This window comes from Pseudoalteromonas sp. P1-8 (assembly GCF_001399985.1).
Classification (GTDB): domain Bacteria; phylum Pseudomonadota; class Gammaproteobacteria; order Enterobacterales; family Alteromonadaceae; genus Pseudoalteromonas.
In genome coordinates this window covers 207032-233901 of sequence record NZ_LJSO01000008.1, presented here as the reverse complement: position 1 = coordinate 233901, position 26870 = coordinate 207032, and the positions used below count along the sequence as shown (strand labels likewise).

The following is a 26870-nucleotide window of genomic DNA, read 5'->3' as shown; positions in this document are numbered from 1 at the left end:
AAGCTAGCTGCTTTTCTTCTGTGTGTTTTGCTGTGCACTAGTGTCCAGTAATGGCTCCAAATGCCAGATATCTTCACTGTATTGACTAATGGTTCTATCGCTCGAAAACATGCCACTGGCTGCAGTATTCAAAATACTCATTTTGGTCCAGTGAGCTGTGTCTAAGTAGGCTTGTTCAACTTGCTCTTGTGCTTCTACAAAGCTGGCAAAATCATGAGCAACTAACCATGGATCGTGCGGGCTCTTAATCGCCGCAATAATGTCGTCAAATAAATTAGGCTCAAACAAATTGAAGTGACCGCTCTCAAGTAATTGCATTACTTTATAGAGGCTGTCAGTTTGGTGAATAATCTGCTCAGGATTATAGTGCGCTTTGATATCATCAATTTGCTCTGCACGTGCACCAAATAAGAAGAAGTTGTCAGCACCCACAGCATCACGAATTTCGATGTTAGCGCCATCTAACGTACCTATAGTCAATGCGCCGTTCATCATGAACTTCATGTTACCTGTGCCAGATGCTTCTTTACCTGCTGTAGAAATTTGCTCAGATAAATCCGTCGCTGGGCAAATAGTTTCCATTGCTGTCACGTTGTAATTAGGTAAAAAAGCAACTCTTAAATACGGTTTAGCAAGCGGATCCTTGTTGATCACTTCTGCTACGTTATTAATTAATTTAATAATTTTCTTCGCCATGTAGTAACCTGGTGCAGCTTTGCCGCCCAATAGCACACAACGAGGAACAATGTTTGCTGTATCGCCTTGGCGAATACGGTCGTAAAGGTGAATAACGTGCAATACGTTTAATAGCTGACGTTTATATTCGTGAATACGTTTCACTTGCACGTCAAACATCATTTCGGCATCAAACTCAACACCACAGCGGTTTTTCACTAACTCAACAAGGCGTTGCTTATTGCTGTGTTTTACAGCTTGCCATTGTTTATGGAATTTAGGGTCGTCATATAAACGACGTACCTGACTAACTTTACTAAAGTCTGCAACCCATTCATCACCAATATGTTGATTAAGCAGTTTAGTCAACTCAGGATTACAATGTGCTAACCAACGACGAGGTGTTACACCATTGGTTTTGTTGTTAAACTTCTCTGGCCATAGCTGATAAAACTCATTGAATAGGCCTGCTTTAAGTAGCTCAGTGTGAAGTGCAGCCACACCATTCACCGAATAGCTACCAACAATCGCTAAATACGCCATGCGAATTTGTGGATCAGGGCCTTCTTCGATAAGCGATAGCGCACGTTGTTTTTCAACATCACCTGGCCATGCTAACGCAACTTCAGCGAGGAAACGTGCATTGATTTCGTAGATAATTTCTAAAATACGCGGTAATAATCGGGCAAATAAAGATACTGACCACTTCTCTAATGCTTCAGGAAGTAAAGTGTGGTTTGTATAGGCCATGGTCTTAGTCGTGATAGACCACGCTTCTTGCCAATCTAGCTCATACTCATCAACCAAAATACGCATAAGCTCAGCGACAGCAATACTTGGGTGCGTATCGTTTAATTGAAAAACATGGTAATCAGCAAAATCAGAGAAGTCTTCGCCATGTTTGCTAACCCAAGTGTCAATAATGTCTTGTAAGCTCGCTGATGATAAGAAGTACTGCTGACGTAAACGCAGTTCTTTACCGTTCTCACTGCTGTCATTCGGGTAAAGAACCATGGTAATTTGTTCAGCTAAGTTTTTACGCGCTACTGCTTCTGAGTAACTACCCGCATTAAATTCGCTCAAATCAAATTCGTCTGTTGCTTCTGATTTCCATAAACGTAAAGTATTTACAATATCATTCTTGTAACCCGGAATTGGCACATCATAAGGCACAGCTAAAACATCATGAGTATCTAGCCATTGACGGTGATCACGACCATATTTATCAGTATAACTTTCAACATGACCAAAGAATTTTACGCGCTTTGATTGCTCTGGTGCACTTAGTTCCCACGGGTGTCCTTCACGTAGCCAGTTATCAGGTTGTTCAATTTGATGACCATTTTCAATAGCTTGATTAAACATGCCGTATTCATAGCGAATACCATAACCAACCACAGGTAATGCAAGGCTTGCACAGCTATCTAAGAAGCATGCAGCTAAGCGCCCTAAACCACCATTACCAAGACCTGCATCATGCTCAGCCTCAGCAACTTGCTCGAGCTCTGTGCAGTATTCTTGTAACGCTTTAGCGACTTGCTCATCTAAGTCTAAGTTCAAAATCGCATTGCCAAGTGCACGCCCCATTAAAAACTCAAGTGATAAGTAAGCTGTTTTACGGCGTTTTTGTTCATGGATTTGCTGTTTGGTCACACGGCAACGAGCAACTAATCGGTCACGAATAGTTAATGCTAATGCATGGTATAAATACAGTTGTGATTTACCCACTTTGTCACGCCCAAGGGTGTAATAAAAATGGCGTGATAAGTCATCATCTAGCGTACTTTCATCAACTGTAGGCGCATCCTGCCAGCCCTTTACAATACATACTTGATCGGCATTTTTAGCCATGATTTAGATCCTCTGAATTGGCGGTAAAAACCCAGCTGCTCATTGCAGCAATCTGGTGTTCCTTATCAACAAATTGTGTTGACATAGGATGAATGCTGGTCAGTGCTAACTGCCACTTTCCTTTTTCTAAACTAGGAAGTTGGCAAGTTACCGGCTCTGCTCCTGCATTTAATATGATCAATAAAGCTTGATTTGTATGCTTGTCGGTCAGGCTGTATATCAACACTTGGCGATCACCTTGATGCCAATCGTCTTGTTGCATATTGGAGCCTGATTCGGTGAACCACGCGACTTCATATCGTGGGTCATTATCGTGAACAAAAAAGCGGTGTTTAAAAATGCTGAACTGCTTACGAATGCGCAGTACATCGTCAATAAATCGAGTTAGAGGATGACTGAATTGTGAGTCTTTCCATGCAAGCCAGCTTGTGCGATTGTTTTGACAATAGGCGTTATTGTTACCGCCTTGTGAGTGTGCCATTTCGCTTCCTAATGAAAGCATAGGCACGCCTTTAGAAAGTAACAAAGTTAACAGCATATTTTTTTGTTGTTGTAAGCGTAATTTGCTCACTTGTGGATCGTTGGTAAATCCTTCGACACCACAATTGAATGAATGATTACCACTGTGGCCATCACGATTTTGCTCACCATTAGCTTCGTTGTGTTTATGCTCGTAGCTAACTAAATCAGCCAGCGTGAAGCCATCATGGCTGGTGATAAAGTTAATACTGTTAAGTGGCCCACGTAGGTTGTGCTCAAACAAGTCAAACGAACCATGTAAACGTTTTGCAAGCTCGCCAATTACGCCCTGCTCTTGTTTCCAAAAGCGTCTTATCGTATCGCGATACTTATCATTCCATTCACGCCAAGGCGCAGGAAAAGCCCCTAATTGGTATCCACCGGGGCCAATATCCCACGGCTCTGCAATCAGTTTAACTTGGCTTAGTACTGGGTCTTGATTAATCGCTTGGAAAAACGCATGTGCCTGATTAAAGCCATTAGGGTTACGCGCTAAAATGGTCGCTAAGTCAAAACGAAAGCCATCGACTCCCATCACTTCAACCCAATAACGCAAGCTATCAAGTACCAGCTGTAAAGAGCGAGGCGAATCAATATTTACGGTGTTACCACAGCCGGTATCATTAATATAATGCTGGGGTTTATCAGCAACGGTGCGGTAGTAACCTAGATTGTCTAAGCCACGTAGCGACAAGATAGGTCCATCTGTGCCCGCCTCTGCTGTGTGGTTATAGACCACGTCGAGTATTACTTCGATATCTGCTTTGTGAAGCGCCGCCACCATTTCTTGAAACTCGCTAATATCATCATTAACCAGATACTCTTTATGCGGTGTAAAGAAATTAAGTGTGTTATAGCCCCAGTAGTTTTGTAAGCCTTTGGCTGTTAAAAACTGCTCACTGATAAAAGCATGAACGGGTAATAACTCTAAGCAAGTCACACCAATAGTACGTAAATGTTCTATAAAACTAGGGTGGCTTAAACCTAAAAACTTACCTTGTAACGGTTTTGGGATCTCAGGGTGGCGGCAGGTTGCACCAACCACATGACACTCATAAATTACCGTTTTTCCCCAGCAGTGATTCGGTTTTTTACCTGTGTAAGGTGCCAGTTCACGGACTCGTGATTTTGGCATATCAATGGCATTATTAACCTGACTTAACTTTCCTACAGGCATTTGCCCATAGTGACGTTCACTCCAAGTAAACTCACCATACAAATCTCGGGCATACGGGTCTAACAGCAATTTGTGATTATTAAAAAATAGTCCTTTTTCGGGTGCGTACTCACCATCAGCGCGAAAGCCATACAAGGCGCCACTTTTCAAAGGGCTCACTTTCAGTGTCCAGATGCCACCTTCGTTCATATGCATCGCAAGGGTAAGAACTTCTGAATGACCGCTGCTATCAAATAAGCACAGAGACATATGTTGTGCTTGTGGTGCGTACACAGCAAAGTTTACGCCCTCACCAACAACAGACGCCCCTAAAGGTGAGCTCACACCGACTTCTAGTTCGACACTATGACTCATCGCTCACCTTCTTAAGGTAAATTGTCGCAAGGCCTGGCAAAGAAACACTAATACTTTGATTAAAGCCATGACTTTCTTTCGCTTGGCTTACAATTATTTGCTCTGCATGATTAGTTGCTTCAACGCCAGAACCAAAATAATCCTCTTTGTCGGTATTCAAAATAACTTGATAGGTACCAGCTTTTGGCACACCAATCACGTAGTCGTGATACACCTGCGGCGTTAAATTACAGATCACCACCACAAAGTCTTCAGCTTTTTTTGCATAGCGAATAAAGCTAAACATACTTTGCTCAGCATTATTGCTATCAAGCCACGCAAAACCCGCAGGGCTTGTATCCTGCTCGTATAAAGCTGGCGTGCTAGTGTATACAGCATTTAAATCTTTAATCGTTTGCTGCATACCACTGTGGCTAATATGTTCAAGTAAATGCCAATCAAGCGATTGGTCGTGATTCCACTCTTTACGCTGGGCGATTTCTGCCCCCATAAACAATAATTTTTTACCTGGATGCGCCCACATAAAGGCATAATATGCACGTAAGTTCGCAAACTTTTGCCAGTCATCCCCTGGCATTTTTTCAATTAATGAGCCTTTACCATGCACCACTTCATCGTGGCTAAGCGGTAGAATGTAGTTCTCGCTGTAGGCGTAAACCATTGAAAACGTCATTTCATGGTGGTGATGCGAACGGTAAATTGAATCGCGCTGCATATAATGCAAACTGTCGTTCATCCAGCCCATGTTCCACTTATAACCAAAACCTAAACCATCATGGTCAACTTGGCGCGTAACACCTGGCCATGCTGTTGACTCTTCGGCCACCATCATAATGCCCGGATTTTTTGCATAGCAGCGCATATTGACTTGTTTTAAGCACTCAATGGCGCCTAAGTTTTCTCTGCCACCGAATTGATTTGCAACCCATTGCCCTTCTTCACGGCTATAGTCTAGATAAAGCATTGAGGCAACCGCATCCACGCGCAAACCATCAATGCCAAATTCATGCAGCCAGTACATTGCATTCGCAATTAGGAAGCTACGAACCTCTGCGCGGTCATAATTGTAGATATAGGTATTCCAATCAGGGTGAAAACCTTGTCTAACATCGGCATGTTCGTATAAATGGGTGCCATCAAAGCGATGTAAACCGTGAGGATCACTTGGGAAATGACCAGGTACCCAGTCCAGTATGAGACCAATATCTGCTTCGTGACATTGCTCGACAAAGTAAACAAAATCTTCAAAGCTGCCATAGCGACTGGTTGGGGCAAACAATCCAACAGGTTGATAACCCCAAGAACCATCAAATGGGTACTCGCTGATTGGCATTAATTGTAGGTGCGTAAAACCGAGCTCTTTTGTGTAAGGAATAAGATTATCAGCAAGTTCACGCCAAGTGAGATAGCGCTCGCCATCATCTCGTCTTTGCCAAGAACCCGCATGCACTTCATAAATACTAACAGGCGCATCAATACTGTTTCGTTTTGCACGATTTGCTAACGCCTTTTCAGAAAGCTGAATACCTGTTTTTAGCTTTTGTAGCACTGACGCCGTACCCGGTGCTTGTTGCATCTTAAACGCAAATGGATCGGCTTTATCAAGCACTTCTCCTGTTAGAGTGGTGATAGCAAATTTATAGCATTGATGCTCTTTAAGCCCAGGAATAAATAACTCCCATACCCCACTGGCAGGATGAAAACGCATAAAATGACGATTACGCTGCCAATAGTTAAATTCACCAATAACCGATACACTACTGGCATTCGGCGCCCACACTGTAAAGCGAACACCATCAACGCCTTGTTGAGTCACAAAATGTGCACCAAAATGTTGATACGCATGCTCTAAACTGCCTTCATTAAACAGATACATTGCCTGTTCATCTAAGCTGCTTTCAAAGCTGTACTCATCGTATTGTTGATGAGTAAATTCATTGCTATAGCTAACATCTAGCTGGTAGTCAGGCTTAGTTTTTGATTTAATATTTGCGATAAATAAATGACTATCACCTTGTTGCTGCGCAACGATTTTTTCTGTGCCAAGCAGAATCGAAACACTGCTTGCGCCAGGCAAAAAGCAACGAATTTCATAGCTGGTAGGGCCACTTTTATGCGCCCCAAGAAAGCTGAAAGGATCTCTAAAACAACCACTGGCTAATGCATCGATTTGTTTTTGATAAATAACAGGTTGTGCACTTTGCTCTTGACGAACACGACTTCGCATTATTGATTCCTTATCGAAATTAAATTGGCTAAGAATGACTGTTGCGCTTCGATAATCTGCGCCGCTGGACGCGACAATAAACGCCGCCAATTTGGGTACTCTTTATCAGTACCGGGGATATTTACAGGCAGTATTTGCTGATCTAAGTCATCTATTTGAATAGTAAATAGCTTTGCTGGTGCTGCCGCTAATGAGGATGCCAACGCTTCATAAACCGTAAAGGCATCTGTTTCTAACGATAAATGCTGATTTGACTCTCGTGCTATAAAATTAAGCATACGATGCTTTTCAATGTTTCTCGCATCGAATTGAGCCCGAGTTTGCTCATCATCAAGCAAACCATATTGTTGTTTAATAGTAATATCATGGCCAATCCACCAGCCTTTGAATGGTGGTACGTCATGGTTGGCTATCATTAAAAGACTATGAGGAGCAAAATGCTCAGCCGCTAAAAACTCACCTTGGTGATCCTTTTCAAAGTAGAACAACCCGTTTGAATAGATTGCACTTGCTTTTAATGCTTCACGCACTTCATTAGGTACCACGCCTAAATCTTCGCCAATAACCACACATTGATTGAGGTGAGATTCAATCTTTAGAATTGCTAATAGTTGTTCAAAGGGATAATAGACATAACAACCATCTTGCTGGGAATTATTTTCAAAACACCACCAAAGTCGGCGTATCGCCATAACGTGGTCAATTCTAAGTCCACCAACATCTTCCATATTGGCGCGGATAAGTGAGCGATAAAACGCAAAATTGTCTTTACTTAACTTCTGTGGATTAAGTGCCGGCAAGCCCCAATTCTGACCATGTTCAGCCCAAGGGTCTGGCGGAGCTCCAACATGTGCATTTTCGGCAAATAATTCATTTTGGCTCTTGAACTCACTGCCATCACCTGCACAGCCAACGGCTAAGTCATTAATAAGGCCAATTGCCATACCACTGTCACGGGCAGCTTGCTGGCAGATATTTAATTGAAGATGAGCTTGCCATTGTAAATAGCTAGCATAATCACGGTCCCCAACCAACATGGTCGACAGGCTGTGTTTATGGGTTTCACAAAAACGAGTGAACTGCTGTTTTCGCTCTGCTGAGCCAAATTCACAAAAGTGTTGATATAAACAGCTAAACACTTGATATTTAAAGTCACTAACTGATGTATAATCAATGTAAGTCGCATCGGTTTGCGGTTTATCCGCTAACAATTTAATAAGTGCATTATTATTTTTTGCGTCTTCGCATAATGACACTGCAATATACAGCGGGTTCAATAACGCTCGGCTATTTGGACTATAGGGACTCGCCCTCTCAGGGCTGTGTTCAAACAGTAAATGCAGTGGATTAAGCAACACATAATCCATGTTTTTAGTCGCGGCTGCTTTAATAAGCTTTGTTAAGTCAGCGAAGTCACCAATTCCTAACCCCTCTTCATTGCATAAGCTATAAAGCTGAATGGATAAGCCCAAACGCTTTTTGTCATCAATAGAGAAGCTTTCTTTAGGTGTGATCCATAGCTGACTGTGAGATTGCTGATCTGCCACAGTAATGAGTGCATCATGATAACCAATTGGCATTTCAGGAACTGGCAATGCAAGCTCAAGATAACGAATACCGTTTAGACCATAATCACCAAGAATAGCTAAACCTTGTAAGTTTTCACAAGTAAAGTGAATATCAAGCGAAGGCACGCTTAGAGTACATGAGCGTGATAATAAACGCTCATCAACGCGTACTTTCAAAATTGGGTGGTGTGCCTCAATAATGCTTGTATGAGGCAACAAATTCAGCCATGTACCTGCATCTAATGCAAAATTAAGTTGGTTAATTGCATCAGTATCCTGAGTATCTACACCACAACAACTAAGTGCCTGCATGCGTGTACTTTCATCGAAAATAACATGCTCACCAGTGTATTTAGTATATTCATAGCCTATGCCATGCAGGTAATATAACTGCGAAAGTGACTGCATCAAAACACCTAAGCGCGTTGGGTATTAACAATGCTGTTATCAGTACCAAAACCGTTAGGAATATAACCATCTGCTTGGTGGTCATTGTCCCATGTTTCGCCATTGATTAAGTAACGGAAGTGAAATTCTTGATCTAGCGGTAAGCGCTGCTTGCATTTGAATACTTGTTCTTTTTTATTAAACTTCATTGGCACTGGCTGCCAATCTGTAAACTCTGCAACTAATTGCACATCATCAGCGTCAGGGTGTTGGAATTCAAAGGTAACTTCTGTTTCGTCTTTAGTTTTAAAAAAACGTTTACTTAGCATAGTGGGCTCCAATTCAACCAATTGGTAAATTAATCCTTGCCACAGTACCGCATTCGACGACTCATTCAGCGGAAGCTGTGCGTTTCAGGTTTCTTAACTTGCTTACTAAAACATCAAGTTTGTATCTAGTAAACCAAACCTATATTTACGCATTATGACAGTGCATCTGTATGTTTTTCGCACCACCATAGTGCATAAAACACACAAAAACTACAACAATCATATTGCTGTATTATTACGAGCAATAACTGAACCAAGTTGATAATAAAATATACTTTATTTTCAGTACCTTTTTTATCAACCTTATTCGCAACTTATAAAAAAGTAGATAACAATTTAGATTGGGTAAAGTGAATAAAATTGAAGTGGAAAGTTAGAGCAATCATACTAAAATAAACACTACTTCTTTCGTCAAAAATAAACTGCCAACTATTTATAAAAACAAGACAAAACAGATTTACATCGTATAGCCCTGTTAAATAAATTAACAAACATGATGGTAATAAAATCTTTATTTTTTGACTGGTTATTAATTTTTTATCACAGGAAAACTTATAAAACGCAACGAAAATTTAATTTTATAAACCAGACGCTAATCCCGCACTACCCAATTAACTTTTTTAAAAATTATCTCAGTGCATATACAAACACAATAAGTAGAAAAGCGTAAATTCGAACGGACTACCAATCCCTGAAAGCATTAACAGTGCTGCTTTTCAGCAATGTTATAACCACTTTTTCTGACCACAAGAATAGCTAGCTTAAAACCTGTTTCGGATAAAACTAGCAAGCCACAGCAAAAGTTGGTATATAACATTTAAAAATTAACAATTAACCGAAAAAATAATAAATTCCACACACAGCCATCAGAGATAATAAAATAAATACAAAGTAGTGACTTATTGTTTAGCTAAACAATAACCATAAACACTATTAGTATGAAAGTATCTAAGCATTTTTGTCGGAAACAGTGCTAAAGTTTGCTCGATGAATAGCAATAATGCAGTATAAAAGTAAGGCTTCAATTAATTAGCATAAGAAAAACATTTTAGAGCATTAACACTAATGACTATGAATTTTCACATTCTATACTCATCCATGCCCCAAAGTATGAGAAAGGTTTTGTCTAATCTAGATACAAACAATATACTCGATGTATTAACTGGTGAGGTTTTATTGTAAAACAAAGACACCACAATGGTAGTAATGTATGGCCAATGCTCTTCGAACTTTATCAATAAGTATTATAACTTTAATAGCTTTTATATACGGCTTAAATATCTTCTTGACTAAACAGGTCAATGATTTGATGTACGCGCCAAAAGGCTTAGAACTACATACCTTTCAAGGTACAGATATTACAGTGGTAACAGCTCCTTGGTACAACCTCGTATTAAGTGGCCAGCATTTAGTTTACGATAATAATATTTCTTATATTGTTATTAATACAACAAATGAGTCAGTCGTAACAGCTGCGACTTCTGATCTTATACTCACTACATTATTCTCACCGGTAAACATTATCATTTTAATCTTGTTAGCATTAGCCATCAGTTGGTTAGTTAACTTAAGATTTCAAAATAATCATGAGAAATACGCTCTCAAGATGCTCAATACTAAATCAATTGAATTACTCAATAGTCTAAACTTAGCCAGTGAATCAGGTCTAAACAAGCATACACAACTTGAACAGTTACAAGTAAATTTTCAAACACTTACAACCCATATAACTAATTACACACGTGAATCTGAAGTCAGTATTTATCAAGATAAGTTAACCCACCTTATTGACCGACATGCCTATATAGAACACCTTGCCAAACAATTGAGACTTGCTGAGATGGATAAATTCAGCTGTGCATTACTATTTATAGATTTAGATGGATTCAAACAGGTAAATGACTCTTTTGGTCACAGTTTTGGTGACGATGTGTTAATTCAAGTAGCAACACGCTTGAGCAGTGTTTTACGCCACCATAAAATAAGTAATATTTCCCCAATTAGTCAACTAGAACAAAACTTAGCGCGCCTTGGTGGTGATGAGTTCTCTATTTTCATTAACTTAAAAGATGATAAAGACAAAGCACTAGAGGTTGCACAAAATGTACTGCACGAAATCGAACGTGATTTTGTTTTAGGTAACAAGCTAATCAAAATTAGCGCTAGTATAGGTATTGCGGTTTACCCAGATAGTGCATCCACCCCACAAGCATTACTGCAAATGGCTGATGTAGCAATGTATCGAGCCAAAACAGATGGTCGTGGTATTTTTAAAGTCTATTCTCCTGAAATGGGTAAAAAGATTAGGCGCTATCATTACTTGCTAGAAGAGATGCGTCTTGCTATTGCTAGCAGCAGTTTTCATTTGTCTTTTCAACCTATTGTACATGTAGATGATTGTGCAATTGACTACTTTGAAGCATTAGTTCGCTGGGATCACCCTGTTGAAGGCTCAATCACGCCTGACGAGTTTATCCCCATTGCTGAAGAGTCTAATCTGATACTAGAACTTGGTGATTGGATCATGCTGGAATCATGTAGACAAATGTCTGCTTGGTATAATGCGGGGATGAAGAAAGTGTCTATTTCTGTGAATATATCTGGCGTGCAATTAAAACATTACGATATTTATGAGTGGATCATGGAGAAGCTTGCCAAAACAGGGCTGCCTGCAAAAGCGCTGATGCTTGAAATAACCGAATCAACCTTAATCAAAGCAAGCAACAAGATTATTCAATCGTTAGAAAAACTCAGAAGCGAAGGGATCACTATTGCGATTGATGACTTTGGTACTGGTTTTAGCTCGTTAAGTACCCTTGCAGATTTACCTATCGATGTGATCAAACTCGATAAACTGTTTGTTGCGCAAGCTAACGATAACCTTAAATATAATGAAATCATGCACTCTGTCAGCGAGCTTGGCCGAAAACTCGGTCTTAAAGTTGTCGCCGAAGGAGTTGAAGAACTCGCTCAATTTGAACTAGTTAAATCGATGGGCATAAACAGTGTTCAAGGCTACCTAGTGAGCCACCCTGAGTCGTCTGTTAATGTTGGCCACAAAGTATTGCAAGATAACATTAACTTTATGTCTGTTACTGGAACAGGGGTTTGGAATATACAGCAACCGCTTTAGTAAGTTATACTAAACACATTATTCAAAGCCATTCCCTTGTTAATGTTAAAAAAAAGCTTACTTACAGTTTTTATCTTGTCAGTCACCATCATTGGAATACTGGTTGGCTCTTCTATTTATACCCTTTACAGCAAAAAACGTTTAACTGTGGACCCAAAACTGAGAGAAATCTCCGGTATTGAATTTGATAAGTTCAATCGACTTTGGGCCATTAATGACAGCGGTGACCAACCAAAACTATACCGTCTTAATGAAGATGGCTCTATAGCAAAAGAAATTTTAGTAACCAATGCTAAAAACATTGACTGGGAAGATATGACACAAAACAAATTTGGTCACTTCTTTTTGGGGGACTTTGGCAATAATAAAAACGATAGAAAATGGTTAACCATTTATAAAATAGAAAACCCTATCGATATCAAAAGCGACACCACAGAAGCAGAGATAATCAAGTTCACCTATCCTGAAATGGATGGCAGCCCTATTCAACCAGAACAACGTAATTTTGATTTAGAAGCCTTTGTAGCCCTTGGCCGACACCTCTATTTATTTACTAAAAATCGCACTGAGCCATTTGATGGTATTACAAAAGTGTATAAAGTTGGTGATCATGCAGCTAACTTTGATGCACAATTAATAGATTCGTTTCAAACTTGCACCACAATGGAAAAACTTTGTTGGATCACTTCTGCGGCTCTGAGCCCTGATAGAACCAAGTTAGTTCTACTAGATTCAACCAGCATTTGGTTATTTGAAAATTATCAAGGCGATAAGTTTTTTTCAGGGGATGTATCGCGCATTGACTTAGGCATTGTTACGCAAAAAGAAGCAATCACTTTTTACGATGACAACACAATTGTTTTTACAGATGAAGAATTTAAAGGCATTGGCGGTAATGCCTATGTGATAAAGCTCGATGAAGTCGAAAAGAAAGTCATTCGCAAAGCGCCCAAAACCAATCAATGACTAAGTGCGTTATTTAGAGAGCGCCTTTTCGATATCTACACCTAAAATCAGCACTCCCATGTGCTGATTTTCCTTATCAAATATGGGCACACTAAACTGTACCTGAAAGTGTTTAGTCGACTCATCGAACTCCACTGTATCAATGTAATAGTCATCATCTTGCTGGTACATATTTAAAAATTTGGCTTCATCACCCTGCCAATAGTCTGTTGTGACTTCACTGATAATGACATTTTTACCTTGTTTATCGGTGAGGATTATTTCTGTAATGACACCTTGCATCTGCTTTTGCCATACTTGTAAGAATTGTGAACCTTCAAGTTTTAGGTAGCGCTCTGCCAGTATAGATGTATTGTCACGGACTTGTTGCGCCCACTGATGATCAAGCTGTTCGAGATCTTGCTGCGCGAGTGGTTGCTGATTACTTTTAATTACTGCTTGCTGCACCTGTTCTGAATTCGCTAATTGCTGTATTTTTTCTAAAAGCCCTTGCACTAAAGTAAGTTTTTCAATTTTTGACAATACAAAGGGACTTTGTGAGCAACTACTTATGTGACTGTTAAAGGCATTTAAAAAGTCAGGAAACTCCTCGAGTGTTTTATTTGCTGCAAATAAACCCAAAGGCACATAACGATAGAATGTTTGCGTGTATTCATCTGGCTTTATCTGTAACTGCACAGCATTGAACTCAAACTCTTCTAAATCAAGCAAGATTCTATCTACCCGCTGCTTTTTAAATACTTTTATAAGCTCTTGCGTGGTGTTAACTTCGACTTCAATTTTCCGATTTGTTAATTGATACCAATCAGCCTGATGACTTCCTCTTACGACGCCATAACGAAGTTCGTGTTCGGCTATTGAAGCCGAATCTGCGTGGGTAAACCAGTACCAGTTTTCTAAAAACATCGGGGCAGAAAGCTCACCATACTCTTGCATTTGCGATAACAGGTTTGCGGTAAAGTAACCATCGAGCCGATTCAGCTGCACTTCCCTTTTAGCCCTTAACCAAGGTAACTTCTGCAAGTGAAATGGCACATTGATTTGCTTGAAAATACATTCAACATGCGTAATTGCGTTGTGTGGTGCGTTAATTGGTAAGTTAGTACCTAACTGAAAAGGCTGAGCTACAGTGAGTGACAGCAATAATGAAGCAAGCATCAATACAAGCCTAAATAACTAACGAGTAATAGTTATTATAGACAAAAGAAGCGGTTTTACCTGATTAAGGGTTAACGCTTAAACTTTGTCTCTAAAATCACAGACGACGTTGTTCGCTCTACGCCATCTAAGTTACCAATGTCATCTAATAGGTGACTCAGCTTTTCAAGGTTTTGTGCTTGCACAACAGCAATCAAATCAAATTCACCACTAATTGCGTAGAGCTGTGAAATAGCATCAATTTGCTTTAGTTCAAGATTCGTTTTGGTGGTCAGTTTTTGCTTCACTTTAATCGAAACGTGGGCAGATACCATTTGGCTCAAATAGGCATCACCATAGTCAACGCTATAGCCTTTGATCACCCCTGTTTCTTCTAATTTTAACATTCGGCTTTGAACAGTTGAGCGCGATAAATTAAGCGCTCTCGCTAGGTCAGAAATACTTGCACGCGCGTTGGTTCTTAAGATAGCTAATAGTTTTTCATCTTGTGAAGTTATCACTTTGACTACTCTTTTCGTTAATTTGCTTTTTATTTTAGTCATTTTTCACAAAATAGCACTGCAAATTTAAGTCCCTAACCCAGATAATAAGAAAAATAGATAAGAAAAATAATCTCATCGTGCTTAATTAGGCAGGAACGGCTTAACTGACCTATTTTTTGCAATTTAACTTTTTTCATACTAAGCCAGATTTAGGTGCAATAAATGCAAGTAACAAGAGAACTTTTTAACGACGTAATGGTACCAAACTACAACCCATCAGAGGTAATTCCTGTTCGCGGTGAAGGCTCACGTGTTTGGGATCAAAACGGTAAAGAATTTATCGATTTTGCAGGTGGTATTGCCGTTAATTGTTTAGGCCATTGTCACCCAGCTCTTGTCAATGCCCTAAAAGAGCAAGGCGAAAAAATTTGGCACTTATCAAACGTAATGACAAACGAGCCTGCACTTCGCTTAGCTAAAAAGTTAACTGACGCTACATTTGCAGATAAAGTATATTTTGCAAACTCAGGTGCAGAAGCTAACGAAGCGGCATTAAAATTAGCGCGTCGTTGGGCATTAGATGTACACGGCGAGCAAAAGAACCAAATCATCGCGTTTAACAAAGGTTTCCACGGTCGTACATTCTTCACTGTTACCGTAGGTGGTCAAGCTGCTTACTCAGATGGTTTCGGCCCTAAACCTGCTGCTGTTGATCACTGTGATTATAACGATTTAGCTGCTTTTGAAGCGCTTATCAGTGACAACACATGTGCCGTAATGATGGAACCACTACAAGGTGAAGGCGGTATCATTTCGCCAACGAGCGATTTTATCAAAGGTGTTCGCGCATTATGTGATAAACACAATGCTTTACTTATTTTTGATGAAGTACAAACAGGTGTTGGCCGTACAGGTGATTTATACGCATACCAAGGCTTAGATGTAACACCAGATATCCTAACAACAGCAAAAGCGTTAGGTGGTGGTTTCCCAATTGGTGCGATGATCACAACAGCTAGCATTGCAGAGCATTTAAAAGTAGGCACACATGGTTCTACTTACGGCGGTAACCCACTTGCATGTGCTGTAGCAGAAGCGGCTTTTGATACTGTTAATAGTGAAGAAGTACTTGCAGGTGTTAAAGAGCGTGAACAGCTTTTACGCGATGGCTTTGCAGCAATCAACGAAAAATACGACGTATTTAGTGAAGTACGTGGCAAAGGTCTATTATTAGGTGCAGTTCTTAACAGCAAATTTGAAGGCCGTGCACGTGACTTCCTAGTAGCAAGCACTAAACACGGTTTAATGAGCCTTGTTGCTGGTACAAACGTTGTGCGCTTTACGCCATCTTTAGTGATTCCATTAGAGGATATCAAAGAAGGTTTAGCTCGCTTTGAAAAAGCGGTTGCAGACGTTGTAAACGGTTAATCCTAGTTGGCGCATGCTTTAGCATGCGCCATTGGAGTGCACTTAATGCAAGTATTACGTCCTATAACAGCAAATGATTTTGCTGCGTTAAAACAAATTGCTGTTGAATCTGGTCATGGTTTTACCTCTTTACCGGTTGACGACAATTTACTACAAGAAAAAATTGAACGCGCTGAACGCAGTTTTGCAAAAGATATTAATAAACCACAAGACGAAACCTATTTATTTGTATTAGAAGACAGTGAAACGGGTGACGTTATCGGCACAACAGCTATCGAAGCTGCTGTAGGAATGTCGGTTCCTTTGTATCATTACCACCAAGGTAAAACTGTTCACCATTCACCTACTCTCAACGTATATAACACGGTTGATATTCTGAGTATGTGTAATGACTATACGGGTTGCTCTGAAATTTGTACCTTGTTCTTACGTGAGCAAAACCGCAAAGGCTTAACGGGTCGCTTTTTATCACGTTCTCGCTTTTTATTTATGGCCCAGCACAGCGAACGTTTTGCTGACACCATTATTGCAGAAATGCGCGGTGTAAGTGATGAAGACGGCCATTCACCTTTTTGGCAGTGGTTACAAGAACACTTTTTTAGCATTGAGTTCCCGCAAGCTGATCACTTAGTGGGTTTAGGCGATAAAGTTTTTATCAGCGAGTTAATGCCTAAGTACCCTATCTATGCCAACTTACTGAGCAAAAAAGCACAAGCTGTGATTGGTAAGGTTCATGAAAAAACCAAGCCTGCGCTCAAACTTCTAGAAAAAGAAGGGTTTGAGCACCGTGGTTATGTTGACCTATTCGATGCAGGGCCAACTGTTGAAGCAAAGCTTGGCAATATTCGTAGTGTTCGTGAGTCACAAGTGTGCCCTATCACGATTGGTGAGCTTGCGCATATCAATGAGCAAAGCTCAGATACATTAGCTATCTGCAACCATGGTGTGAATGACTTTAGAGCCACATTTACCAAACATGCTCATTATAACCACGCCAAGCACACCTTAATCATCAGCCAAGAAGTGGCAGATGCACTTAAATTAAAACAAGGGGATGCAGCACGGTTCTTCCGTTTGTAACCACTTAAGGAGTTTAAAATGAGTGTCACAACTCAACTTATCGATAACCAATGGCAAGCTGGCCTTGGTCATGATTTTAGTTCAATCAATCCAAGTAATGGTGAGGTTGTTTGGCAAGGTAAAACAGCCACGGCTGAACAAGTCGCTGATGCAATAAAAGCAGCTCGTAGTGCGCAGCTGGGCTGGGCTGATATGACTCTTGAAGAGCGTATCGTTATTCTTGAAAACTTTGCTGCAGAGCTTAAAGAGCACAGCGAAGAGTTTGCAACGATCATCGCCCGTGAAACAGGTAAACCGCTTTGGGAAACACGTACTGAAGTAGGTGCAATGACGGGTAAAATCGCCATTTCAATTAGAGCCTATAACGAACGTACTGGGACCACAAAAAACCCAATGCCTGGCGCTAAAGCGTTTATTCGTCATAAGCCACATGGTGTTGTTGCGGTGTTTGGTCCTTATAACTTCCCTGGTCACTTACCAAATGGCCATATTGTGCCAGCTATTTTAGCGGGTAATACAGTTGTATTTAAGCCATCAGAACTTACGCCTCATGTTGCTGAGTTCACCTTAAAGCTTTGGCTAAAAGCAGGCTTACCAGCTGGTGTCATCAACCTTGTTCAAGGTGAAGTAGACACAGGTATTGCTCTTGCATCTCACCAAGATATTGATGGCTTATTCTTTACGGGTAGCTCAAATACAGGTCACCTATTACATAAGCAATTTGCAGGTCACCCAGGTAAGATTTTAGCGCTGGAAATGGGTGGTAATAACCCACTGATCGTAAAAGATGTCGCAGATGTAAGTGCGGCTGTTCACGATATTATCCAGTCTGGTTTCATTACTTCTGGCCAACGTTGTACCTGTTCTCGTCGCTTATTCATTGAGAACTCGGCAAATGGCGATGCAATTTTAGAAAAATTAATTGCTGCAACAAAAAATATCAAAGTAGCCGACAGCTTCAGCGAAGATCAACCGTTCATGGGTGCAATGATCAGCGAAAAAGCGGCTTTAGGTATGGTTGCAGCTCAGCAGCAGTTACTTGATATGGGAGCAACCTCTCTTGTCGAACTTAAGCATCTTGAACCGGGTACTGGTTTTGTAAGCCCTGGTATTATTGATGTAACGGCCGTTAAAGATATGCCTGATGAAGAGCACTTTGGTCCTCTTATCAAGGTTTATCGCTACACAGATTTCGATAGCGCGATTAATGAAGCAAATAACACCTCATTTGGTTTATCTGCTGGTTTATTAAGTGATGATAGCGATGACTACCAGCATTTCTTAAAACGTATTCGTGCCGGTATCGTTAACTGGAACCGACCAATTACTGGCGCATCAAGCGCTGCACCATTTGGTGGTATTGGTGCCAGTGGTAACCACAGAGCAAGTGCCTATTACGCTGCTGACTACTGTGCATACCCTGTTGCTTCTGTTGAAGCCGAAAAAGTTAACTTACCACAGACCCTTGCGCCGGGCTTAATTATTGAATAATTGATTGGCGGCTCCGCCGCCTTAATTGAAGGAATTAAACATGCACACAGATGTAAACGCCCTATTTGAAAACTTATGGGACAACTATTTATCAGTTACGCCATCGGCGGTAAAAGTACATGAGTTACTTGGCTCAACACAAAAAGATGACGTGATTAACGATCACATCGCACTGCGTACTTTTAACCATGAAAAAATCGGTTTAGAAAAACTAGCTGCGCACTTTTTAGCAGTAGGCTACAAAGAATGCGGCGAGTACCATTTCGAAGCGAAAAAACTATACGCAAAGCACTTCGAACATTCAGATCCTAAGCAACCTAAAGTTTTCATTTCTGAATTACTTGTTGAGCAATGCTCAGAAGAATTACAAGCTATCGTTAACGACATGGTTGAACAGATTGACGAAGACGCTGTAACAGCGGATAATTTCCTATATTCAGGTACACACTGGCAAGTAAGTTCAGACACTTACAAAAAGCTGCTAGCAGAAAGCGAATACGCTGCATGGATGTCAGCATGGGGTTACCGTGCTAACCACTTTACTGTGAGCATCAATGAATTGGCTAAATTCGATGATATCGAAAGTGTAAACCAAGCACTTAAAGATGCAGGTTTTGCGCTAAATACATCTGGCGGCGAGATCAAAGGTTCACCAGAAGTATTACTTGAGCAATCTTCGACTCTTGCTGATGACAGCGAAGTTGAATTTAGCGATGGTGTTGTTGCCGTACCGAGTTGTTTTTATGAGTTCGCCCTGCGTTATGCAAAACCAGATGGTGAGCTATACACAGGTTTTGTGGCAGCATCAGCTGACAAAATTTTTGAGAGCACCAATGCTCGATAATTAGCACATACCAATTCGCTAAGTACAAATAAGCGAGTTGGTATACAAGGATATGTATGAGACTAATTGCGTTTATCGTAATTCTATTTACCCTAAACACAGCAAAGGCAACAGAAAAACCCAAGCTTACAATTTTGTCTCATGCATATTTTGCCAGCGAAGCAGATAAACTCAGTATTAACCTCCACCTTGCTGCGGTTATCAATCCAGCCCTTGCTGATGAATTCGATATAGACGTCGACTTTACTAATCATGCGCGCTTAATGAAGCGCTTATCTAGTGATGAAGCCAGTTGCACCTTCAACGCAATCAAAACCCCTGAACGGGCAGAGTCCATGGTATTTTCTAAAATACCCACCTATATGCATATGCAGCGTCAAGTCTATGCACTTAAGAGCACCTTAAAGTCAGGTTCTGCGCCTATTTCTGTCAATAAGCTTCTCAAAAACAAAGGTAGTTTTGGCATTATTGGCTCCACCAGCTACCGTGAACTCGATGATGTTTTTGCTAATAAACAATACAACGTTGCGGCTATTTATGGCGAAAATGCATTTTTACAATTAAGTCGACTATTACTCAATAAGCGTATTGATTACATTGTTGCTTACAAACAAGCACTTGAAGCGCACATACCTGCTCATGAACTAAGTCAACTCACATCAAGACGTATTGCTGAATACCCTGAATTTATTAATGGCTTTTTTACCTGCAGTAAAACCACGGCGGGTTATCGTGCCATTGCACTTATCGATGATTATATGAAAAGCGCAGAAATGGCAGCCTATATTCAGCAATTACACAGCCAAAGTAATCACCCTGATGACGCAAATGCCATGCTTGATATTTATTCAAAACGTTATGGAATACGCTTTGAAAACAGTAACTAAGTGACTATTAATTACTGTACAAAATTAATTCAAAAAATATTTAAAAAATACTTGCGCAAATAAAAAAGCAGATCTATTATCTCGCCGCTTCTTGATGATAGCCAATCCGAGTACATTACAAACCCAGTTTGTAGCAAGGCGATAGAGCAACTATCCAAGAGTGTATTTGATTGCACAGAACATACTGTGCGCTTAATAACACTCAACTGACTCGGACTTCCATTTTTTTCCGAGCAGTTGCTTAATTGCCGGAGAGTAAAATGGCTATTTCAACACTTACACAAGACTTAACAATCAAAGTACCTGCAGCATCGGTTGCTGCAAACGAACCAGTAGCACAACCATCAAACCAATTTATTGAACAGCTCGTTGCACAACATGGCGCGCCATTAATGGTGCTTGATTGTGAATCAGTTCGTCATCAATACCGTGCATTAAGCCGTGCGTTACCAGGTGTTGTTTTACACTTTGCATTAAAGCCACTTCCTCATCCTGCGGTTGTTCGTACGCTTTTAGAAGAAGGTGCCAGCTTTGATTTAGCAACCAGCGGTGAAGTTGACTTAGTCGCCAGCCAAGGCGTACCAAGTGACCGTACGATTCACACGCACCCAATCAAACGTGATCGTGATATCCGTGATGCACTTGAATACGGTTGCAATGTGTTTGTGGTAGATAACATCAACGAACTAGAAAAGTTCATTGCATACAAAGACCAGGCTGAGTTACTTGTTCGCTTAAGTTTTCGTAATGCGGAAGCATTCGCTGATTTATCGAAAAAATTTGGTTGTAGTCCAGCAATGGCCGTTGAAATCATTAGCTATGCGCAACAATTAGGTATTCGTATCAAAGGGTTGTCGTTCCATGTTGGCTCGCAAACAGCAAGCCCAGCTAAATATGTCACTGCCATTGCTGCATGTAATCAAGTGATTAACGACGTAGCCGCATTAGGATTACCTGCGCTTAGTACGCTTGATATTGGCGGTGGTTTCCCTGTGCCTTACAACAAAGACGTGCTGCCAATTGAGGAATTTTGTGCGCCAATCAATGATGCCTTAGCACAGTTACCAGAGACAGTTCGCGTAATTGCTGAACCAGGTCGCTTTATTGTAGCCAGTGCTGTAACCAGTGTTGCATCAGTAATGGGTCAAGCAGAACGTGATGGCAAGCCTTGGTACTATTTAGATGATGGAATTTACGGCTCATTCAGTGGTTTATTGTTCGATGAAGCCTCGTACCCTATCGACTCGTTCAAACAATCAAACGAACGTGTTGAGTCAGTATTAGCAGGCCCGACTTGCGATAGCATCGACGTAGTAAGTGAGTCAATCATGCTACCAAAATTAAACAATGGTGATTTAATCATCAGCCGTATGATGGGTGCTTACACATTAGCAACCGCAACAGATTTTAACTTCTTCAAACGTGCAGAAGTTATCGTACTGAATGATGTAGTTCATGTTGACGCACTCACCGGTTAATCGTTTCCTCGACTAAAAGCATGTAAGGCAACATGCTTTAACTCTTAAAATGCAGCTGCTCATTCCAGCTGCATTTTTTTATTTCTTTGTTAAAGAAAAAGTGGTTTGTAATCGTTTTCTAATTGTTCAAACGACAAGTTACCAATAAAACGGCCAAAGCTTAGCCAGGTTGCTAGGCCTCGTAAGTCTTTAAAGTGTGGTGGAATAAATTTAGGGTCTTCAATCACACCTAAATCATGTAATTGCGATATCAGTCTAAAATCATCAATTGAGATTTTACCGACCAATAACAAGTGCAATTGATCAATTCGACCTAACTGAATGGCAACTCGTATAAGGTTATACACCAACACGAAACCTTTGATATAAGCGATATCTTTTGTAAAAGGTAAGCCTGTTGCTGTGCTGCCTCGAAACACCCGCTGAGTAAGTGTATAACTGTCGTCTTTACTCAAACCTTGCGCTACATAATCACGATAAATATCAACAAACTCCGCGCCATCAATAACCTTAGTAATACCTTGAATACGGTTCACTAATTTTGCTAAACGTCGTGGCGTCGACTTTAAGGTAATAATTTCGGTCAATACCGCAAGGCCTTCTTGGGTCACTGTAGAGCTCGGTGTGCCTTTACTTAAACAAGTTAAATATGGCTGAGCATGACCATTTTGCGTGGTTCCGACATGGATCCAGCCTTCATGCACCTCAAGAATATCTAGCTCACGCTGAGAAAACTTAACATCTTGATTAAGTTTAATATTATTTGCACCTGCCGCAGCATCACTCACAATACCGTCACTCAGAATAACCTCAACATCGATGCCCGGCATCGTTTGAGTCACTTGCGATTCTAAAATTTTCACTGCATCTTGCGCATCTATGTTTTTTGGATCATCCGGTAAAATATCCGCATCAAGCATACTCTTTAACGGCTGTTCAAGCATGGTTGCAAGCTCAGAAAGTGAAGGCTCTCCAGCATGGAATAAATCTTTTGGATGACCGAACAGCTCAACAGACAAATCATGAAATTCAGGAGTACCACGATATTCAATCATACTAAGTACTGTTTTATATTCAGTGCACATCTTGCTCATGTATTGGGCAATAGGATTTAGTTGCCCTAACTGGCTGATGATATCGCGATTTAAATCAGAAAACGCGCGGCGCAACTCGCTTGGTACAAAACCAAGATCACGCTGTTGGTAATAGGCTTGATCAACCGATGGGTTCTTTTGGCATTTATGCTTAAAAAACTCTTCTTTGATTTGTTTATCCCAGTTGATCGCATCAAGGATACGAATGGGTGTTTGCAATGCGATTAATCGGTCAGATAACTCGCGTGTTTTTGCTAATAATGCCTTATCTATCATGCTCTAGGCTCACTGTAAAATGAGCCTTGAGCATAGGCTAAATTTGCATAATTACAAAGCAAAATTAAGCGGTTTTGAGCTAAAATTTAGCATGCTTAGAAACTATTTTTCCATCGTTGTAGAGAAGTAAACTGGGTACTGAATTAATGCCATTTTCGATAAATAAATCATTACCATAATCGATAGAAACCGGCATAGTTGCAGCGAATTTATCAACATATTCTTGCACTGCACTTTGATCAGTCCACAGCTGACTCACTTTAACCTCGACATCAATTCCTTGCTCTGCCAGCTTATTAACATGTTGCTGCGCTAGTACACACTGTTTTGCCATTGCAGGGCGCGTGTCGGCTAAGTACCAGTCACACCACGTAGCGGTGAACAGCACGGCTTTTTTACCCTGTTTCGGAATAACCAAAGGAGTCGCTTGGCCTTGCTTTTCGCCTAGTAAACGCGCTTTATCAACTTTGCCATTGTGTGATAACAAACGTAATGTGTTATCAAGCGGTTTATCTGCTTCGTGGCCTTGAAAAATCACCTTTTTATCACTATCAATCAACACATGAAACGGGGTGCCCATAAATTCATAATGTTTAGCAACTTGGGCTGTGTGATCAGTAAATAGTGGCATAGTGAGTGAAAAACGCTCTTTAACCTTAGCAACAGCGTCTGCGTCATCATTAAGGTCAATATTAATAGCCACAAATTGAATTTTATCGCCATATTGCTCATATGCATGCTGAAAATGTGGCATTTGCTCCATACATGGCTTGCACCAAGTCGCCCAAAACTTTAAGTAAACGGGCTTCTTGCCTAAGTAACTGTCAAGTTTAACTATTTTCCCCGCTTCATTTTCTAACATCAGGGGAGCTGTATTTGCTGATATGCTTTTGCTTACAAGCAACAAGCTTGTTAGTAGTATCAGGGGTATAAACTTATATTTCATTGTGTGTCCCTCAAATAAAATCTATCTTAAGTTTAAGGTAAGAGAAAATATTGTAAATTTTCGACATCTGCTATCTAAATATGATTTTAGTGATTTATCGCAAAGTAAGGTTTTAAAAACACACAGCACGTTTAATACCTGCATAAAATAGCACTAAACTTTTTATAGATCTGAAACGTATTACTTCAAAAAGGAGTCATCATGAAAAATGAGCTAGACGGTAAATTAATTCTATCTGTGTATGAAAAAATCATTCAACACGGTGAAGATCATGAAGATGGAAAGCTTTATGAGGGTATTTGCGCTTTTTCGGATATCGATGGTTATACGGTATATCTAAAAGGCAGTGGTGTGTTACTGCGCTTTGGCTTTCATAATACCTATCACCTTGACTATCAACATGAAAAGAACAAAGAAGACTTTTTAAAGAAAGTGCTTTATATCGCAGAACAGGAACTGTAAAGAAGCAATGAAACGACGGGTGAAAGCTGAGTCAAAGCAACAGCAGGCATTTATCAACCAAGTTATTAATGAACTAAAATCTAACCCAGGTAAGTTAGATATTATTCGCGAAAACCTTAGCTACTATCGCGAACAACAGTTCCTCAAGCGTGGCTTTTTGCTTGCTATTGAGCGCTTTGATTGGGTATTTGAAGCAAGTAACGATGTAGAGCAAATCTGTGCGCAAATTTTAGCCAATGATTACATTGGCAAACGTTTGCGCCGCTACCCCTTGCTATATAAGGGCGTATTGGAACGTACCTATTAGATATCCCACCGCTAAAACATGATCTGTTCGGTAAAAAATGCTAGGTTAGCGCCATTTTGAAATAATGAGAACTGGACATGTCAAAAACTATAAACTCTCACAACACTCATGAGGGTGGCAATAATGGGTTGTTTAACCGATTTTTAGCCACCGTTGAATTTTTGGGTAATATGCTACCCCACCCTATCACTTTATTTGCAATGTTCTGCGTTGCCATTATAGTTTTTAGTGGCATTGCCGATTGGTATGGTTTAAGTGCTATCGACCCACGCCCAGAAGGTGCTGCTGGTCGCGATCCTGATGGTGTTATTGAAGTTGTCAGCCTACTTAGCGCCGAAGGCCTTCAGCGCATCGTTACTGGCCTTGTTACAAACTTCACTAGCTTTGCACCACTTGGTACGGTACTGGTTGCTTTATTAGGTGTGAGTGTTGCAGAGCACTCAGGTTTACTCTCTGCTGCTATGCGCGGCATGGTAATGGGCGCATCAAAGCGTTTAGTTACTTTTATGGTGGTGTTTGCTGCGATTTTATCAAATACGGCATCAGAACTTGGCTACGTCGTACTAATTCCATTAGCAGCCATGATATTCCACAGTCTTGGTCGTCACCCTCTTGCCGGTCTTGCTGCGGCATTTGCCGGCGTTTCAGGTGGTTACAGTGCCAACTTATTACTCGGCACCATTGACCCGCTACTTGCAGGTATCACTACACCTGCAGCACAAATGATTGATCCGAACTACCAAGTTGGCGCTGAAGCAAACTGGTATTTCATGATGATTTCAGTATTTCTAATCGCTACTCTAGGTACGTTAGTTACAGAGAAAATCGTTGAACCTCGTCTTGGCAAGTACAACCCAGATGAAGCAAGCAATGATTTGCCAAAGAACGACATTGCAGGGCTAACCGATAAAGAAAAGTCAGGTCTAAAATGGGCGGGCGTTTCTCTGTTAGTGGTTTCATTATTACTTGCTTGGACAATTGTTCCTGAAGATGGCATTTTGCGTAACCCAGAAACAGGCCTTGTTGCACACTCGCCATTTTTAAAAGGCATTGTGGTATTTATCTTTGTAACTTTCGGTATTCCAGGCTTTGTTTACGGCCGAGTTGTTGGCACCATGAAAAACGATAAAGATGTCATCGATGCCATGAGTAAAAGCATGAGCTCGATGGGGATGTACATTGTGCTAGTTTTCTTTGCAGCACAGTTCGTTGCCTTTTTTAAATGGACCAACCTAGGTACGATTTTAGCCATTAACGGTGCAGCTCTTTTGCAAGCATTAAACCTAACAGGCCCTGAAGTATTCGTGCTATTCATTTTAATGTGTGCATTAGTAAACTTAAGCTTAGGCTCTTCATCTGCACAATGGGCTGTCACAGCACCAATCTTTGTGCCAATGTTAATGCTAATAGGCTACGCACCAGAAACCATTCAAGCGGCGTATCGAATTGGTGACTCGGTTACTAACCTTATCACCCCAATGATGAGTTACTTTGGCTTGATACTGGCTGTTGCCACTAAGTATAAGAAAGACATGGGTATTGGTACATTGGTTGCGACCATGCTTCCTTACAGCATGATCTTCTTTGTTGGTTGGGTTGCGTTATTCTATTTATGGGTATTTGTTCTGGGCTTCCCAGTTGGCCCTGAATCACCAATTTATTATCAGCCTTAATCTTCTTAGAGAGGTAAAAAGCCAAGCATTAGCTTGGCTTTTTTGTACCTGAGATTGTTGAAAGCTAACTTTATGACT

The 26870-nt window shown here is 40.6% G+C and carries 20 protein-coding genes; 11 read left to right on the top strand and 9 right to left on the bottom strand.

Features of this window, described 5'->3' with window-relative positions:
* Positions 1–3: 3 nt before the first annotated feature.
* From AN213_RS13240 to AN213_RS13220, 5 genes are read right to left on the bottom strand one after another with little or no spacing between them, the layout of a single operon-like run.
* The gene (locus tag AN213_RS13240) at positions 4–2526 is read right to left on the bottom strand and encodes a glycogen/starch/alpha-glucan phosphorylase (RefSeq protein ID WP_055198820.1); all 2523 of its coding nucleotides are present in this window, start codon (positions 2524–2526) and stop codon (positions 4–6) included.
* Positions 2519–4576: a glycogen debranching protein GlgX gene (glgX, locus tag AN213_RS13235; RefSeq protein WP_055198819.1), complete on the bottom strand. Its 2058-nt coding sequence runs from the start codon at positions 4574–4576 to the stop codon at positions 2519–2521. Before glgX ends, AN213_RS13240 begins: the two co-directional genes overlap by 8 nt.
* Positions 4566–6803, bottom strand: coding sequence for a 1,4-alpha-glucan branching protein GlgB (glgB, locus tag AN213_RS13230; RefSeq protein WP_054562384.1), 2238 nt, complete (start codon positions 6801–6803; stop codon positions 4566–4568). The genes glgX and glgB overlap by 11 nt, the downstream gene beginning before the upstream one ends.
* The gene (gene malQ, locus AN213_RS13225; RefSeq protein ID WP_054562385.1) at positions 6803–8779 is read right to left on the bottom strand and encodes a 4-alpha-glucanotransferase; all 1977 of its coding nucleotides are present in this window, start codon (positions 8777–8779) and stop codon (positions 6803–6805) included. The genes glgB and malQ overlap by 1 nt, the downstream gene beginning before the upstream one ends.
* 8 nt (positions 8780–8787) lie before the next feature.
* A complete protein-coding gene (locus AN213_RS13220; protein ID WP_054562386.1) occupies positions 8788–9087 on the bottom strand; it encodes an isoamylase early set domain-containing protein in 300 nt (99 codons plus the stop codon).
* 1210 nt (positions 9088–10297) lie between these two features.
* On the opposite strand from AN213_RS13220, the gene AN213_RS13215 reads away from it, so the two are divergent.
* The gene (locus AN213_RS13215; protein ID WP_055021078.1) at positions 10298–12220 is read left to right on the top strand and encodes a bifunctional diguanylate cyclase/phosphodiesterase; all 1923 of its coding nucleotides are present in this window, start codon (positions 10298–10300) and stop codon (positions 12218–12220) included.
* Between the two features lie 42 nt (positions 12221–12262).
* Positions 12263–13186, top strand: a complete 924-nt coding sequence (locus AN213_RS13210) for a hypothetical protein (protein ID WP_054562388.1) — start codon at positions 12263–12265, stop codon at positions 13184–13186.
* 9 nt (positions 13187–13195) lie between these two features.
* Here the strand turns inward: AN213_RS13210 and AN213_RS13205 are convergent, their stop codons facing one another.
* Together AN213_RS13205 and AN213_RS13200 are read right to left on the bottom strand one after the other, a co-directional pair.
* Entirely contained in the window at positions 13196–14344 is a 1149-nt protein-coding gene (locus AN213_RS13205; RefSeq protein ID WP_055198818.1) for a hypothetical protein, read from the bottom strand.
* Between the two features lie 71 nt (positions 14345–14415).
* On the bottom strand, positions 14416–14844 hold the full coding sequence (locus tag AN213_RS13200; protein ID WP_054554593.1) for an Lrp/AsnC family transcriptional regulator: 429 nt from the start codon (positions 14842–14844) through the stop codon (positions 14416–14418).
* 204 nt (positions 14845–15048) lie between these two features.
* Here AN213_RS13200 and AN213_RS13195 point away from each other — a divergent pair, with 204 nt between their 5' ends.
* The 6 genes from AN213_RS13195 to AN213_RS13170 all read left to right on the top strand — a co-directional run bounded on the left by AN213_RS13195 (position 15049) and on the right by AN213_RS13170 (position 22034).
* Positions 15049–16254, top strand: coding sequence for an aspartate aminotransferase family protein (locus AN213_RS13195; RefSeq protein WP_054562390.1), 1206 nt, complete (start codon positions 15049–15051; stop codon positions 16252–16254).
* A gap of 45 nt (positions 16255–16299) precedes the next feature.
* Positions 16300–17334 (top strand): arginine N-succinyltransferase, encoded by a 1035-nt coding sequence (gene astA, locus AN213_RS13190; RefSeq protein ID WP_054562391.1) that lies wholly within the window; start codon positions 16300–16302, stop codon positions 17332–17334.
* Between the two features lie 18 nt (positions 17335–17352).
* The gene (gene astD / locus AN213_RS13185) at positions 17353–18825 is read left to right on the top strand and encodes a succinylglutamate-semialdehyde dehydrogenase (RefSeq protein WP_055198817.1); all 1473 of its coding nucleotides are present in this window, start codon (positions 17353–17355) and stop codon (positions 18823–18825) included.
* Positions 18826–18865: 40 nt separating this feature from the next.
* Positions 18866–19669: a DUF1338 domain-containing protein gene (locus AN213_RS13180; RefSeq protein WP_055021080.1), complete on the top strand. Its 804-nt coding sequence runs from the start codon at positions 18866–18868 to the stop codon at positions 19667–19669.
* 56 nt (positions 19670–19725) lie between these two features.
* Positions 19726–20556 carry a hypothetical protein gene (locus AN213_RS13175; protein ID WP_055198816.1) on the top strand — a complete coding sequence of 277 codons (831 nt, stop codon included), beginning with the start codon at positions 19726–19728 and terminating at the stop codon, positions 20554–20556.
* 260 nt (positions 20557–20816) lie between these two features.
* Positions 20817–22034: a type III PLP-dependent enzyme gene (locus AN213_RS13170; protein WP_055198815.1), complete on the top strand. Its 1218-nt coding sequence runs from the start codon at positions 20817–20819 to the stop codon at positions 22032–22034.
* A gap of 89 nt (positions 22035–22123) precedes the next feature.
* Here the strand turns inward: AN213_RS13170 and AN213_RS13165 are convergent, their stop codons facing one another.
* Together AN213_RS13165 and AN213_RS13160 are read right to left on the bottom strand one after the other, a co-directional pair.
* Positions 22124–23404: a flavohemoglobin expression-modulating QEGLA motif protein gene (locus tag AN213_RS13165; protein WP_055198814.1), complete on the bottom strand. Its 1281-nt coding sequence runs from the start codon at positions 23402–23404 to the stop codon at positions 22124–22126.
* A gap of 79 nt (positions 23405–23483) precedes the next feature.
* Positions 23484–24266, bottom strand: a complete 783-nt coding sequence (locus AN213_RS13160) for a thioredoxin family protein (protein ID WP_055198813.1) — start codon at positions 24264–24266, stop codon at positions 23484–23486.
* Positions 24267–24551: 285 nt separating this feature from the next.
* Between AN213_RS13160 and AN213_RS13155 the strand changes: the two genes are divergently transcribed.
* From AN213_RS13155 to AN213_RS13145, 3 genes are all read left to right on the top strand, one after another.
* The gene (locus AN213_RS13155) at positions 24552–24812 is read left to right on the top strand and encodes a DUF3081 domain-containing protein (RefSeq protein ID WP_054554528.1); all 261 of its coding nucleotides are present in this window, start codon (positions 24552–24554) and stop codon (positions 24810–24812) included.
* 7 nt (positions 24813–24819) lie between these two features.
* Positions 24820–25119, top strand: coding sequence for a hypothetical protein (locus AN213_RS13150; protein ID WP_055198812.1), 300 nt, complete (start codon positions 24820–24822; stop codon positions 25117–25119).
* A 77-nt stretch (positions 25120–25196) separates the two neighbouring features.
* Entirely contained in the window at positions 25197–26792 is a 1596-nt protein-coding gene (locus tag AN213_RS13145) for an AbgT family transporter (protein ID WP_054562399.1), read from the top strand.
* Positions 26793–26870: the final 78 nt, after the last annotated feature.